Source organism: Limibacterium fermenti, from assembly GCF_041902845.1.
In the GTDB taxonomy this organism is placed as follows: Bacteria; Bacteroidota; Bacteroidia; order Bacteroidales; family Dysgonomonadaceae; genus Limibacterium; species Limibacterium fermenti.
On the sequence record NZ_CP159486.1, the window covers coordinates 3,083,642 to 3,096,276 of the forward strand.

The window sequence follows — 12,635 nt, forward strand, 5'->3', positions numbered from 1 at the left end:
TTGGCTAATTAATTTCATTTTCAATGCGCAAACAAGTTCTTTATTTGGAGAAAACTTCACGCCCCTTTATTGGAAGACTCCGCTCAGACCGGCATATAATTCATTTAGAAAATTTAATGTCGACTTGCGTAAATCTGTTTTCAGCGCCTTCATTTCACTATCCGAGTTGATCGCTTGGTCGGTAATCATTTCTTCGGCGGAATATGTTTTTGGGAAAAACGACGCTCCTTTGGACGTGTTTAACTGGTAGCTCACATCTCTAACGGTGAGCATACATCCTGAATTCGACACCGCTGCATCGAACCGGTAATTCATTCCTATCTTCTCGCCACCGGCAGGCAGCTCAACCTTCGCACTCACCGTTACACTTTGCAATTTATCGTCTAAACGAATCCCCAACAACAACGGACTTCCCGAGAACTTCCCTTTTGCCCATTTTTGAAGTAATGCATATTTTTGATCATCCGATAACTCTTGATCCACATGAATAAACTGTTGAAATACTACTTTTCCATTGGTAACCGGAACAGAAGTAAAGACAGAGGAGGCGGCATTCTGGGCGCTCATAGGGAGAATCGCGAAGCAAAATAACAAACAAAATGCACTGATATATTTTTTCATAATTCTCTTTTTTTCATTCATAAAATAAACTTCGTCACCTGTTATGAGACGACAAATCTACACAAAAGTTACACAAAGGCAACCCTTTTGATAAAAAAATCCATCTATATATTTTATTTATCTCTTAAAAACCATTACTTTTGCATCTCAAAATTACGTACATTTATTTAAAGAGATCATGTCTACGAAAAAAACGCAGGATAAGACTGAAAAGAAACTGGAAACAATTGATGAAGCGTTGACTTCATCCGAACGCTTCTTAGAGAAGAATCAAAAAAACATATTGTGGGGTTTGTTGGTGGTAGTAATTGTGGTTGGAGCATTTCTCGCTTACCATTATTTATATAAACATCCCCGCAACGAACAGGCACAAGCAGCCATTTATAAAGGTGAACGATATTTTCAAAACGGAGAAGACTCGCTGGCTCTGTTTGGCAACGGAAATGACTTCAAAGGATTCGAATCGGTTATTGACGATTATTCGGGGACGAAGTCGGCCGACCTGGCCCGTGCGTATGCCGGAATTTGTTACAGCCGCCTTGGCAATAACGAAAAAGCTCTTGAGTATTTAAAGAAATTCAAAGGGGGCGATCTTCTTATCACACCTTCTGTTATTGGAGCCATCGGAGACGTATACATGAATCTCGGCAACACTGACGACGCGATATCGCAATTTTTAAAAGCGGCCGATAAAGCCAATAATGAAATGCTCACGCCTATTTATTATAAAAAGGCCGGAATCGCTTACTTACAAACTCAACAGTTCGACAAAGCCATTGAAATCTTTACAAAGATACAAGAGAATTACCTCAATTCTCCCGAATCTCAAGAAGCTGAAAAGTACATCCAACAAGCAAAATTTCAAAAAGGAGATAAATAAAAATGGCTACGGCATTACAGAATTTATCTTCTTACGATCCGAATGAAATACCTGACGGGAAAGGGAAAAGAATCGGAATTGTTGTTTCAGATTGGAATACGGCTATTACAGGAAATCTTCTGCAAGGCGCTTATGAGACCTTGACAAAATTCGGTGTAAACGAAGAAGATATTATTCTGGAGCATGTTCCGGGCAGTTTTGAACTAACCTATGGCGGTAAGCTTCTGATTGAAAAATCGAATGTCGATGCCGTTATTTTATTAGGCTGCGTTATTCAAGGGGAGACTCCCCATTTCACCTTTGTGTGCAACAGTGTCACACAAGGAACGACTCAACTGAATCTCAACTATAATATTCCAATCATTTTCGGACTATTAACAACCTTGACTTTTGATCAGGCAAAAGCCCGTGCAGGAGGCAGATACGGCAATAAAGGCGACGAGGCGGCCATCACAGCATTAAAAATGATTGCTCTTAACACGAAATATAAATAAATTTTTCGTATCTTTGCCGCTCGAAAAAAAAATGGGCAGTTACCAGAGTGGCCAAATGGGGCTGACTGTAACTCAGCTGGCTTACGCCTTCGGTGGTTCGAATCCATCACTGCCCACAAAAGAATTAGCAAATTTGCATATTAACTAATTAGCTAATTAAATTCGCGGAAGTAGCTCAGTTGATAGAGCATTAGCCTTCCAAGCTGAGGGTCGCGGGTTTGAGTCCCGTCTTCCGCTCATAGAAGAAGCAACTATTACAACGGTTGCTTCTTTTTTTCTTTTTTCTGTATAACAAATAGGCTACAGAATTCATGCAGAATTCCCAGATACGCGATTTCACACAGGGCAATATTTCCCGTCAACTCATAAAACTGGCATTGCCTTTAATGGCTACCAGTTTTATTCAGATGACCTATAACCTTGTGAATATTTTATGGATAGGTCAACTGGGAAGCCGGTCGGTAGCAGCAGTAGGAAGCGTGGGCATGTTGATATGGATGATGAACGCATTTGCTCTCACGTCCAAAATAAGCGCAGAGGTCGCCGTCGGACAATCGATAGGGGCCAAACGAACAGACCAAGCGGTTCGTTACGCATCCCACACCACAACCATTGCCGTTATATTGGGATTAAGCTTCGGCATTCTTTTCTTCTCTTCTCCCGCCACATTCATTTCTTTTTTCAAATTAGAGAGTGATATCGCGCAAGAGGCCGCAGATTATCTAAAAATTATATCCGTAGGCATTCCGTTGATTTTTCTTATCCTCAACTTCTCCGGCATCTATGTCGGGTCCGGCAGAAGCGATATACCCTTCTACTTTAATGCTTCCGGATTAATACTGAATGCCGTGCTCGATCCGTTGTTCATCTTCGGCCCCGGTTTTTTTCCTCAAATGGGTGTCAAAGGAGCCGCTTTGGCAACAGTCATCTCTCATTTTATCGTCGTTATTCTTTTTGTAAGGCATCTGCGCAGCAAAAAAGGAGCGCTCGGAGGATTTCCGCTTCTGACAAAGCTTCGTAAAACGCAAACGTTGAACATTCTTCGACTAGGCGTTCCGGCAGCAATGATGAATGTCTATTTTTCATTTATCAATATGAACTTGGCGCGCATCGCCTCCATCTACGGCGGATATATCGGTGTAACAACCCAAACGACCGGCGGACAAATCGAAGGTATTACCTGGAACACCTCACAAGGGTTTGCAACAGCCCTAAGCAGTTTTGTCGCTCAAAATTACACCGCAGGAAAAATAATCCGGGCGCAACGAGCCTACCGCTCAACCCTGAAATGGATGACTGTCTTCGGAATATTCGTTTCTTTGGCCTTTATATTTACGGGCGAATCGATCTTTTCTCTCTTTATTCCCGAAAAATTAGCCTACCAGGCAGGTGGAGAATATCTGTTGATCATGGGCTTTTCACAAGTTTTCATGATGATAGAGATCACAACCCAAGGTATGTTCAACGGATTAGGGAGAACCGCCCCTCCGGCCATTGTAAGTATGACTTTCAATACGTTGCGAATCCCCCTATCCGTCTTTCTCGCGTCACAAATAGGAATAACCGGTGTATGGTGGGCCATAACGATCACCTCTATCATCAAAGGATGTACGTCCGTTTTATGGTTTCATTTTACCCGTAAAAAACATTTCAATCAATATGATGAAATCACCTGATTCTATTGATGATTCCTTCGTCAATTATTGCATGTTGACTGAAAATATATATCTTCTATATAACAAACCATCTCATCCGCATTCTTTGATTTGATTTTGAAGTTTTTCGAGGGTTCTTTGGGTCTTAATCAATTTTCTTCTAAGTATCTCGGTTTCGCTGGTTTGGGTAAAAGAGTCATCAAACTCGACCTTGTATTTAACCATTGTATAGAGTATTCTTCCCAATTTGTTCGCAGTAGCGATAATAGCCGGCAAGTAACCGCTTTTTGCCTGTATACGCCGGAAGTAATATCCTAAGGGCGTTTTACTTGTTTTCAGGGAGTTTGCCGAAGAACGCAGGATTTGTCCAACAGGATTCTTGCGCTTTGGAATTTTGCTGGACTGGAGTTTTCCACCCGATATTTTGTTGTTGGGTGTGAGGTTACACCAACAACAAAACTGTTTGTATGAGTCAAACTTATCGGTAAAATCGTGTCCCAGCTCACCGGCCAACCGCAACAGGGCCGCTTCACTGACACCCGGTATGCGCATCGCGTTGACACCCCATAATCGGATCGCGTGCTTTTCGATATCTATCGTGACGGCATTCTTTTGAGCTTTTGCTTTTTTCGCCCTTTGCTCCGGCTTGGAAGTTTCTTCGGGCTTAACGTCTTTGAGATACTCCTGCAGGATGCCCTCTATCTGCTTGTCACAATCCTTCATCAGGTTTTGGTAATATACATACAGTTCATAGCTTTGTTTGAGCATGAACAGCAGGTCTTCGTCCCAATTGGCCTGCAGGGATTTGGCGATGGTTTCTTTGGGAGATTTGCATCGGGGATCGGCCAAAGCCGATAGTTTTCGGGCATCGCGTTCCCCGGCCAGAATGGCGCGAATAATCTCCTGTCCCGATTTTCCCAAAATATCGCTGATGACATTGCCCAATTTGATGTTCATCAATTCCATGGCCTTTTGCATGTGGAGCACTTCCCGCGAAGAAGCTTTCAACAACCCGTCACGGTGGCGCGATACATTGCGGATGCGCCGGGCATGGTTCTGGGGTTGGAAACTGGCTCTCAGAAGCCCGTAACTATGCAAGACCATGATGGTTTCGGCATCTACCCGGTCGGTCTTCTTCTCGCTGATATTTTTGATGGCCTTGGCGTTGACCAGCAACACGTCAAATCCCTCCGATTCCAGTATCATGTAGAGTTGGACCCAATACACCCCCGTGGATTCCATGGCGACGGTTTCAATGCCACAGGCTTTAAGCCAATCCGATATAAGGTGTAAATCTTGCGTAAACGTGCCGAAGCGGCGGTTGTTTTCCCCATCCCGGTCTTCCGGGACACATACTTGCATTTCGGTGGAAGAAACATCGATACCCGCCGAATTGGGATTCACGATTTCCAATTTCAATCCCTTGCCTGTCTTGATTTTTTTCGCTTTCTTTGCCATAGTTTTAACTTGTGAATAAATAAAAGCCTCATCAAGCCCGGATGCTTTAAACAATGATAATCTTCTATAAGGTCTCATTGGAACCAAGTATTTCATTACGAGCAAACCGGAACCGTACTTTGCATTGGAGTCGTATCCAAGATAACTTGTGGTTTACTTGCTTGATAGGGCTTCGCAAGTTATTAATTATTTCTCATTTTCAGAGAAAATCCTAACTTTGCACTCAGTATTAATAGCATTAGCTATTGTTTTGAGGGCTAAGAAAACGACCAATTTCAATCCAACCTCAATGAGCAATCAGTTAATGCCGGCGTTTTGGCGCGGGCATTACTTTTGTCTAGGTTGGTGGGTGCTTGGTCGTACCTCTTAGTCGGATAAAGTGTAATCCTGCGCCTTTTGCGTGTTGAAAACAATAATAAATGCTGTCGATCAGATAATTATTATTTAAGTAAACAAGCAACAAATGAAAAATATAACAATCGATCTTCCTTTACTACCGCTCAACCTCACTCTTCAGAAAGGATGCTCTTACAGATTTTTATTTATCGGAAATCTATTGATCATGTATCGCATGCCATTCTTCTTTTTTTTCTTTCTAAAAATGAAGATAATGGTTAAAAAAACAAAAATATCTTATCTGCGTCCTTTGAGAGCTCATTTTACATTTTTATCTTAAAATGAAGTGCTTGCCCGAAATAAAAAATAAATGTAACTTGCATCTTTTTTATTGGCAAATCATTAGTCAACAAACATATAATGCAATGTTCAATTATATTTTTATTTTCTCTATTCGTCAATTCTTTACAGCATTAATGATTTTCTTTGCAATGATTTACCAAAATCCGGAGTCAACTACAATCCAAGGAAATAATCGGAATATAAAAAATAAGAAATCATTGTTCATTATAGAGAATTCAAATTCCCATTTAATGATACAACTAAGGAAATACGAAGCTGAAAAAAACAATTTCCTTTTTTCAAGATTTTTTTCCCGAGAACGACAATATATGACATCTTATAAACCGGATAACCGATTTCACACCCATTCTATATTAAAAAAATGCCCTCCATTACAGGTAAACTATGAGATATCAGCAACAACAGTACCCCGCATTCAAATGAATTTACGAAGCAACTCCTGTCATTTGACTATTGTACTCGTGAGTATATCCGTCTTTTTCATCATCACGACGATTATCTTATTTATTGCCTTTATACGAAAGACTAAAAACAATCGGTTATTGCAGAATATAGAAGAAATTCACACCAATTTTTTCACTCAAATAGTACATGAATTCCGTACGCCTCTTACCATTATTTTAGGATTAAGCAAGCAATTGAAAAGTCAAGGAAATATTTCCCCACAAACCTATACGACCTATCTTTCCGCGATAGAGCGGCAAGCACGAAGCTTATCAAACTTAGTCAATCAATTATTAGATATCGCTAATCTGAATGCTTCACCTCGCACCGTTGAGTGGAAAACCGGTAATATCGTGGCATATATAGAAATGCTTTACGAATCCTTTCGCCTGTTTGCAAGCCAAAAAGGAATAAACTTGATTTTTTATAGTGAGGAAACAACTATAAAAACAGATTTTGTCCCGAACTATCTAAATAAAATTTTACAGAATCTGCTTTCTAATGCCATAAAGTATAGTAAAGAAGGGGATAAAATAACCCTTACGCTGGAGAGAAAGAAAAAAGACGGAAAGAAACTACTGATCAAAGTGGTCGATCAGGGAAAAGGAATTGATAAAAAGGCGATTCCTTACATATTCAATTTATTCTATCAAGCCCCATCGGTAGAAGAGCCTATAGGTAGTGGAATAGGATTGACCCTCTCTAAACAATTAACGGATATACTTGGCGGAAATATTACAGTGAAAAGTGAACCGGGAAAAGGCTCTGTTTTTATAGTAGAACTACCGATCAATCGAAATGAAAAAGAATTGTTTCCTTATTGGTTACCCGAACAACCCGGTACTCCCTCTCTTATCGAAAATCCGCCTTTATATAAAAATGAAGAAACGTTAGCTACAGAGAATCACCCCAATGAAAACGACCCGCGCACGACCATTTTACTCGCAGAAGATAATAAAGATGTGGCACTTTATATAAAAGCACTGTTTCCGGAAGATAAATATCACATTCTCATAGCTCGGAACGGAGAGAAAGCGTTATCCATCGCGAATGAATGCATTCCCGACCTAATCATAACCGATCTTATAATGCCTAAAAAAGACGGAATAGAACTTTGCCGCGAAATAAAAGCATCGCAATTACTCAATCACATACCCATTATTATGCTTACAGCAAAAAGCTCAATAACAGATCAAATCAATGGAATCAAATGTGGAGCCGATGCTTATATCTGTAAACCTTTTAATTCAGAAGAATTACAAGTGAGAGTAGAGAAACTTCTTGAAATACGTAAATTATTGAAAGAGAAATATCTCAGGATCGTTTTCAAAGGAGAAAAAAACAGTATGAGCAATGACATCAATTCGGACTTTCTTCAGCAAGTGACGAACATCATTTATCGAGACATGAAAAATGCGGAGTTTTCATCGAAGAAATTAGCGGATGAAATGGCTATCAGCATCTCTCAACTCAATAAAAAGCTAAATGCCCTAACCGGATTCCCTGCTTCTACTTATATTTTGCAGGTAAAACTGGAATTGGCAAAGAAAATTCTATCGACCTACGATAGAAGTATCGGAGAAGTGGCTGCGGAATGCGGAATATACGATGTAAATTACTTTGCCCGTGTATTTAAAAAACACATAGGAATATCACCTTCCAAATATCAGCGGCTGCCACGGTAATATAGATGTGCTGATGACCGGACAGACTGAAGCATAGGTGTTTTTTAAAAGGACAACAGCCATTTCCATAGTGGAATAACTTCTATCGTTTTATCTTCCATATTCCGGTTGTAATAATATACTTCGTCTCCGTATTGTTTTATCAAGGTGAGGGCAACGATATTTTCCATAAGCTTAGTATTCGCATCCAAAAGAAAAATATGCAACAAACCGTTGTCGGAAAAATAGCGTTTTTTCAAACTTTCCCGGCTACTGAGTTTATCCGAAAAATTTGAAATGCCCAAGATCAGATAAGCATCCGACAGAAAAGTGAGATATTCAGTGAGTGTATTACGCGATATGGAGGCGCCGGTAGAATCTACCACGTTCTTCAAACGTGCCAGAGAGGAGGGCTGCATCACACTCTCCGCCAACTTTTTCACTAAGATACGGATGGCATTTTCATTGCGGATATTGTTGCGTAACACTACGTCGCCCAACAAAATTTATACCTGCTATTTCAGTTTGCCTTTCCATAATAATCGGAGGTAGCTTTCAACGGTCGGCTCGCTCTTTCCGTTCTTTTCGAACCCAAGTCATCCCCCTCCTTCGCCTTATCCGATAGCGCCTGTTTCGAATATATCATGAAAAAACACTTTATTTTACAATTTCATTAACGAAATATCCATATTCTTACCATTAAAAATATAGATAAAAATAGTACTTCTATTTAACTATAAAATAGTGATGTAACTACATAAAATGAGCATTCGGTGCTAATTATTCAAATGTTAACGAGCACGCCGTGCTATTATTCCGTGAAAAAATCCTAACACGAGGACTGAGAAAAACATACATTTGCCACCGAAATAAATTTGGAAGGATAATTAGGATACAAATCGATGTTTCAGAGGAAAATAAAAAATTCTATCTGTGGGCAACCGAAACTCTATACGTAGAGGAATATATCCGTAACCACCAAACGACTCAAAGCAGTACATATAATAGCTCGCCCTATTTTGGGGTATGAGAGACAATGAATTAGAAGTGAAATAAACAATAAGAGTTACACATGAAGTATAAGTTAATACAAAAGCCCAATCCGCTGGAGCCCGAAGCCGAACGAAAATGGTATGCCAGTCCGGTAAAAGCGGGTACTATCAACAATTATCAATTGAGCAAAAAAATAGCCGGCCGTTCGTCTCTTACCCGTGGCGACGTGATGAATGTTATCGAAAACATTATTGATGAAATACCTCAATTCCTGATGGAAGGATACAGCGTAAATCTGGATAACTTAGGAACTTTGAGGCTCTCTATTTCCAGCGAAGGCGTCAATGATCCTGAAAAATTCTGTTCTGAAAATATTAAAAGCAGAAGAATCGTCTTCACCCCTTCGCCTGAATTTAAACTCATATTACAGGCTATACATTTCGAAAAAGCCAAATAAAGGAAATCGAAAAATATGGGAAATAAAAAAAGTCGTACTCCTAAAAAGCGTCTATTGAAACAGAAAAGCCTGATGCTCCATGGGTTGGGACTAGTCACCGGCGATCCAACCATAAAGATCAATTACCCCTTTCTTTTTCATCCCGGGGTACAAATAAGTGTTACCGAACCGGGTGAAGCGAAATGGGTATATTTGATGCTACCGCTTTCCATGGGTGACCTAATAACGGAAGTTAAAATAGCTTCTTTCCGAAGCGATATGGGAAGCCTGATATCATTGATCCGTCTGGTAGAGCAACGCATGCCCATTTCAGCGACCGTACTATTCGATGACAAACTTGACAGAGAGAATACCTCAGCATCTGTAATAAGTACACCCTGCCACGTGTTGGTGACAAAAAGTATCTTTCTGAAATTATGTATGAATTTCACCAGCACCGAAGACATAATCGAAATCGGGTCTATTGAAGTAAAGTACATTCCCGAATATGAATCGATCGAGTATATAGAAAAGAAAGAATTGAAAGAAGAGAAACAAAAGATGCTTGCGTTTGAACTCGAGGATACTCCTTCGGAAGCCCTCCGCCACAAACCTTCGCTGTCCGATATTTTCTTTTTCAATAAACTCAAAAAGGACAAGCAGGTTTTCTAAACATCTTTCTGAAAGACTCCAGATAAGAAACGAAAAAGCCATTGTCGGCAAAGCCGATATTTTATCGGAAAGGATCACAAAATATTTAATCTGTAATAATCGAGAGATGCTTTTATTCTTAATTGATCGTCCGGTCTTCTGATCGGACTCAAAATAAACTAAATAAAAAATTATTCTACATTCAACACAATTAATTACAAAATGAAAAAAATCTATTTTAGTCTGATAACAATAGGCGTATTGTTATTTTCTGCCTGTAGCAATGACGAGCCGGGCAATGGAAATGAAGAGAAGGAGACCGGTACGTTGACGGCAACCATCTCGTTCGGAAACAAAGACACTAAAAGTGCACAAGCCACAACAAGAGCATCAGGATCAACAGCTATCCCTGTTGTCAGCTGGGGTAATGTAAAGCAAGTGCAGTTGTTTTTGTATGGAGATGACGGTATAATCGCGTTTTCCCACATTTTAACTCCGGGGGAAGCTACAAATCCAGAAGCAACAGACGGACGTATTTTTAATATTCCAAACGTGCCACTAGGTAACTACAAAATGGCTTTGCTAGCTAACACGAAAAGTAGCACTGACAATGTGAGAACATCACTAGACAAAGGTCAGACTTGGGACGTAGAATTTACCAATGCCAATGTCAGGGGTAAAAAAATTGAAGACATACTTGTCGATGTAAAAACAAAAGATTTGCCTACAATTCCTGATAAAGTGCCTGCAGAAGTATGGAAGACACGAAAAGGTTATGACAAACCGTCCGAGATATTTACAGCGTTTTATGAAAATGTAAATATCACAGAAGGAGAAACGAAAGTAGTAATTCCAGAACTTAAACGTGAAATTTCATTAATGCGCACTCGTTTCGATATTACCAATGTACCTGCGGATGAAGTTGCAAATAGAGCAAAAGTGAAATTCGATACCGAGAACAGTTTTATCGTTGTACAGCGTCTGCCTCAACATTTCAGTTTAGAATCTGGCATTGTGTCCGCGTTAGATTCCAAAAAAGTATTTGTTGGCGCTACCGGTGCGAATACCTATAGAAAAGGAGAAGACCGTCCTACGGGTTATAAAACCCCCTCTGGCGGCGATGATTATACATTTGTCGATACTAAATACAGTCGTTGGAACGAGTTTCATATTTTTCCCAATGTGGAAGGTAGGGATGGTACAAATATAATAGATAAACAATATTTCATTATTATCGCAGCTTGGGTTGATCTTAAGGAAGGTGAAATTTACACATACGCAGATGGAAAAATCGCAACAAAATCCCAACCTGTATATTGGTGGGCTCTTGTAAAAGACGAGTTTACCAGAAATGTAATTCGTGAAGTCAATTTAACTCTGGAAACGGCCGGTTATCTAGAATTCCCAGATGAACCAACAGCACAAGGCAGTCTTCAAATTGAGATCGGAGCACCTGAAGAATGGAATTCAACGATAGTAAGTACCGATATGAATATTTAATCTTTTTATCGTCAGAGATAAAAAGTAACTGGAAATAAAAAAGTCATCTTTTTCCTTGCACTGCTCCCCGGAGCCGGTGCGGGCAGTGCGAGGAGAAAGTTTTTTGCGATGCCGGGTCTTGTTTCTAAATAAACTACAGGAATGAATATAATAAAAAGATATAGCATTCATCGATTTTCTTTTCGAATCAGCCTCTTTTTCGGTTTGCTTTTCTTCGCGTCATGTACCTACGACTATTTCGAAGATGAAACGAACTATGTTGTATATGCCCCGAAGGCAAGCAGTGAATTGATGACCGATGACTATCGAATCGAGGATATACATATCTATGTCTATAAAGAAACGCTGCAGAAACAAAAAACAGCCTCTTACCCTTTTCAAGAGAACACCAGAATGAAATTTGGAAATTTCAATTTCAGGTTGTTTCCGGGATCGTACCTCACGTATTGTTTCGCCAATACAGCGGACATTCATTTCTATGATATGGAAACCTATCAGGATGCAGCCTTTGGTTTACAAGAGTCGGAAAGTAACGAGTACCGATACCCCGATTCCCTTGCCTTGTTTTCAACGGAACTAAAGCCTCCCGTAATCGACTATCCCGCACCTCTCAAAACGGATACCGCCTATTTCAATAAACGCTACAGCGGCAGAATCTGTGTGGCGTTCGAAAAGCTGACCAAACTCAATCCGTTTTTGACCTATAGCAATATAAGCGAAGTAAAAATTGAGGCGACGGGCACAGGTACCTATCAACGTTTGTCGTTATTGACGGATTCGGTCAACACCCGTTCCAGCCGTTACTCGTCATCCGATAAAGTAAAGGTACGCAGCAATCTTTACGAAAAACCCTATGGTGATTACGACTTCGGGATTGACGGCTACTTTTTCCCTTCGATAAACGAGGAAGAAAGCGGCAGCACAATACCCATATCATTGACATTGGATTTTCTCGATCGCAACGGCGTTTCGATACACGCATTCTCGATATCCGTTACGGAAACCCTCCATATGAATCAAACGATTTATTTGGGAACAGACGGCCTCAGCACGCTGGTATTGGAAATTGGCGGCCCCGAACAATGGGATCCGGAAATAGTGCCGGGTGATGATGGAGGAATGGGAATTTAAAAAACTAAT

The 12,635-nt window shown here is 40.2% G+C and carries 12 protein-coding genes and 2 tRNA genes; 10 read left to right on the plus strand and 4 right to left on the minus strand.

The annotated features are described in order from the left end of the window. Positions 1–66: 66 nt before the first annotated feature. The gene (locus tag ABNK31_RS13385; RefSeq protein WP_418893000.1) at positions 67–621 is read right to left on the minus strand and encodes a hypothetical protein; all 555 of its coding nucleotides are present in this window, start codon (positions 619–621) and stop codon (positions 67–69) included. A gap of 178 nt (positions 622–799) precedes the next feature. Here ABNK31_RS13385 and ABNK31_RS13390 point away from each other — a divergent pair, with 178 nt between their 5' ends. From ABNK31_RS13390 to ABNK31_RS13410, 5 genes are all read left to right on the plus strand, one after another. Beyond that, on the plus strand, positions 800–1,501 hold the full coding sequence (locus ABNK31_RS13390) for a tetratricopeptide repeat protein (protein WP_418893001.1): 702 nt from the start codon (positions 800–802) through the stop codon (positions 1,499–1,501). A gap of 2 nt (positions 1,502–1,503) precedes the next feature. After that, a complete protein-coding gene (ribH, locus tag ABNK31_RS13395; protein WP_418893002.1) occupies positions 1,504–1,995 on the plus strand; it encodes a 6,7-dimethyl-8-ribityllumazine synthase in 492 nt (163 codons plus the stop codon). A gap of 33 nt (positions 1,996–2,028) precedes the next feature. After that, positions 2,029–2,111: transfer RNA gene (locus ABNK31_RS13400), tRNA-Tyr, on the plus strand. Between the two features lie 48 nt (positions 2,112–2,159). Then, positions 2,160–2,232: transfer RNA gene (locus ABNK31_RS13405), tRNA-Gly, on the plus strand. Between the two features lie 74 nt (positions 2,233–2,306). Next, positions 2,307–3,671, plus strand: a complete 1,365-nt coding sequence (locus ABNK31_RS13410) for an MATE family efflux transporter (RefSeq protein WP_418893003.1) — start codon at positions 2,307–2,309, stop codon at positions 3,669–3,671. A 72-nt stretch (positions 3,672–3,743) separates the two neighbouring features. Here ABNK31_RS13410 and ABNK31_RS13415 read toward each other — a convergent pair whose 3' ends face one another. After that, positions 3,744–5,108: an IS110 family transposase gene (locus ABNK31_RS13415; protein ID WP_418892603.1), complete on the minus strand. Its 1,365-nt coding sequence runs from the start codon at positions 5,106–5,108 to the stop codon at positions 3,744–3,746. Between the two features lie 686 nt (positions 5,109–5,794). On the opposite strand from ABNK31_RS13415, the gene ABNK31_RS13420 reads away from it, so the two are divergent. Beyond that, a complete protein-coding gene (locus tag ABNK31_RS13420) occupies positions 5,795–7,936 on the plus strand; it encodes a response regulator (RefSeq protein WP_418893004.1) in 2,142 nt (713 codons plus the stop codon). Between the two features lie 44 nt (positions 7,937–7,980). Here the strand turns inward: ABNK31_RS13420 and ABNK31_RS13425 are convergent, their stop codons facing one another. Both ABNK31_RS13425 and ABNK31_RS13430 read right to left on the minus strand, forming a co-directional pair. Further along, the gene (locus tag ABNK31_RS13425) at positions 7,981–8,418 is read right to left on the minus strand and encodes a DUF4143 domain-containing protein (protein ID WP_418893005.1); all 438 of its coding nucleotides are present in this window, start codon (positions 8,416–8,418) and stop codon (positions 7,981–7,983) included. Between the two features lie 17 nt (positions 8,419–8,435). Beyond that, on the minus strand, positions 8,436–8,561 hold the full coding sequence (locus tag ABNK31_RS13430) for a hypothetical protein (protein ID WP_418893006.1): 126 nt from the start codon (positions 8,559–8,561) through the stop codon (positions 8,436–8,438). 426 nt (positions 8,562–8,987) lie between these two features. Between ABNK31_RS13430 and ABNK31_RS13435 the strand changes: the two genes are divergently transcribed. From ABNK31_RS13435 to ABNK31_RS13450, 4 genes are all read left to right on the plus strand, one after another. Then, positions 8,988–9,365 (plus strand): HU family DNA-binding protein, encoded by a 378-nt coding sequence (locus ABNK31_RS13435; protein ID WP_418893007.1) that lies wholly within the window; start codon positions 8,988–8,990, stop codon positions 9,363–9,365. Between the two features lie 15 nt (positions 9,366–9,380). Then, entirely contained in the window at positions 9,381–10,016 is a 636-nt protein-coding gene (locus ABNK31_RS13440) for a hypothetical protein (RefSeq protein ID WP_418893008.1), read from the plus strand. Positions 10,017–10,217: 201 nt separating this feature from the next. After that, positions 10,218–11,495, plus strand: coding sequence for a hypothetical protein (locus tag ABNK31_RS13445; RefSeq protein WP_418893009.1), 1,278 nt, complete (start codon positions 10,218–10,220; stop codon positions 11,493–11,495). Positions 11,496–11,636: 141 nt separating this feature from the next. Continuing rightward, positions 11,637–12,626 (plus strand): hypothetical protein, encoded by a 990-nt coding sequence (locus tag ABNK31_RS13450; RefSeq protein ID WP_418893010.1) that lies wholly within the window; start codon positions 11,637–11,639, stop codon positions 12,624–12,626. Positions 12,627–12,635: the final 9 nt, after the last annotated feature.

Excerpts from the sequence above, each read along its gene's own strand:
- ABNK31_RS13410 (WP_418893003.1), top strand. The coding sequence starts at position 2,307 with ATGCAGAATTCCCAGATACGCGATTTCACACAGGGCAATATTTCCCGT.
- ABNK31_RS13430 (WP_418893006.1), bottom strand. The coding sequence starts at position 8,561 with ATGATATATTCGAAACAGGCGCTATCGGATAAGGCGAAGGAGGGGGAT.
- ABNK31_RS13450 (WP_418893010.1), top strand. The coding sequence starts at position 11,637 with ATGAATATAATAAAAAGATATAGCATTCATCGATTTTCTTTTCGAATC.
- ABNK31_RS13390 (WP_418893001.1), top strand. The coding sequence starts at position 800 with ATGTCTACGAAAAAAACGCAGGATAAGACTGAAAAGAAACTGGAAACA.
- ABNK31_RS13440 (WP_418893008.1), top strand. The coding sequence starts at position 9,381 with ATGGGAAATAAAAAAAGTCGTACTCCTAAAAAGCGTCTATTGAAACAG.
- ABNK31_RS13435 (WP_418893007.1), top strand. The coding sequence starts at position 8,988 with ATGAAGTATAAGTTAATACAAAAGCCCAATCCGCTGGAGCCCGAAGCC.
- ABNK31_RS13385 (WP_418893000.1), bottom strand. The coding sequence starts at position 621 with ATGAAAAAATATATCAGTGCATTTTGTTTGTTATTTTGCTTCGCGATT.
- ABNK31_RS13415 (WP_418892603.1), bottom strand. The coding sequence starts at position 5,108 with ATGGCAAAGAAAGCGAAAAAAATCAAGACAGGCAAGGGATTGAAATTG.
- ribH (WP_418893002.1), top strand. The coding sequence starts at position 1,504 with ATGGCTACGGCATTACAGAATTTATCTTCTTACGATCCGAATGAAATA.
- ABNK31_RS13445 (WP_418893009.1), top strand. The coding sequence starts at position 10,218 with ATGAAAAAAATCTATTTTAGTCTGATAACAATAGGCGTATTGTTATTT.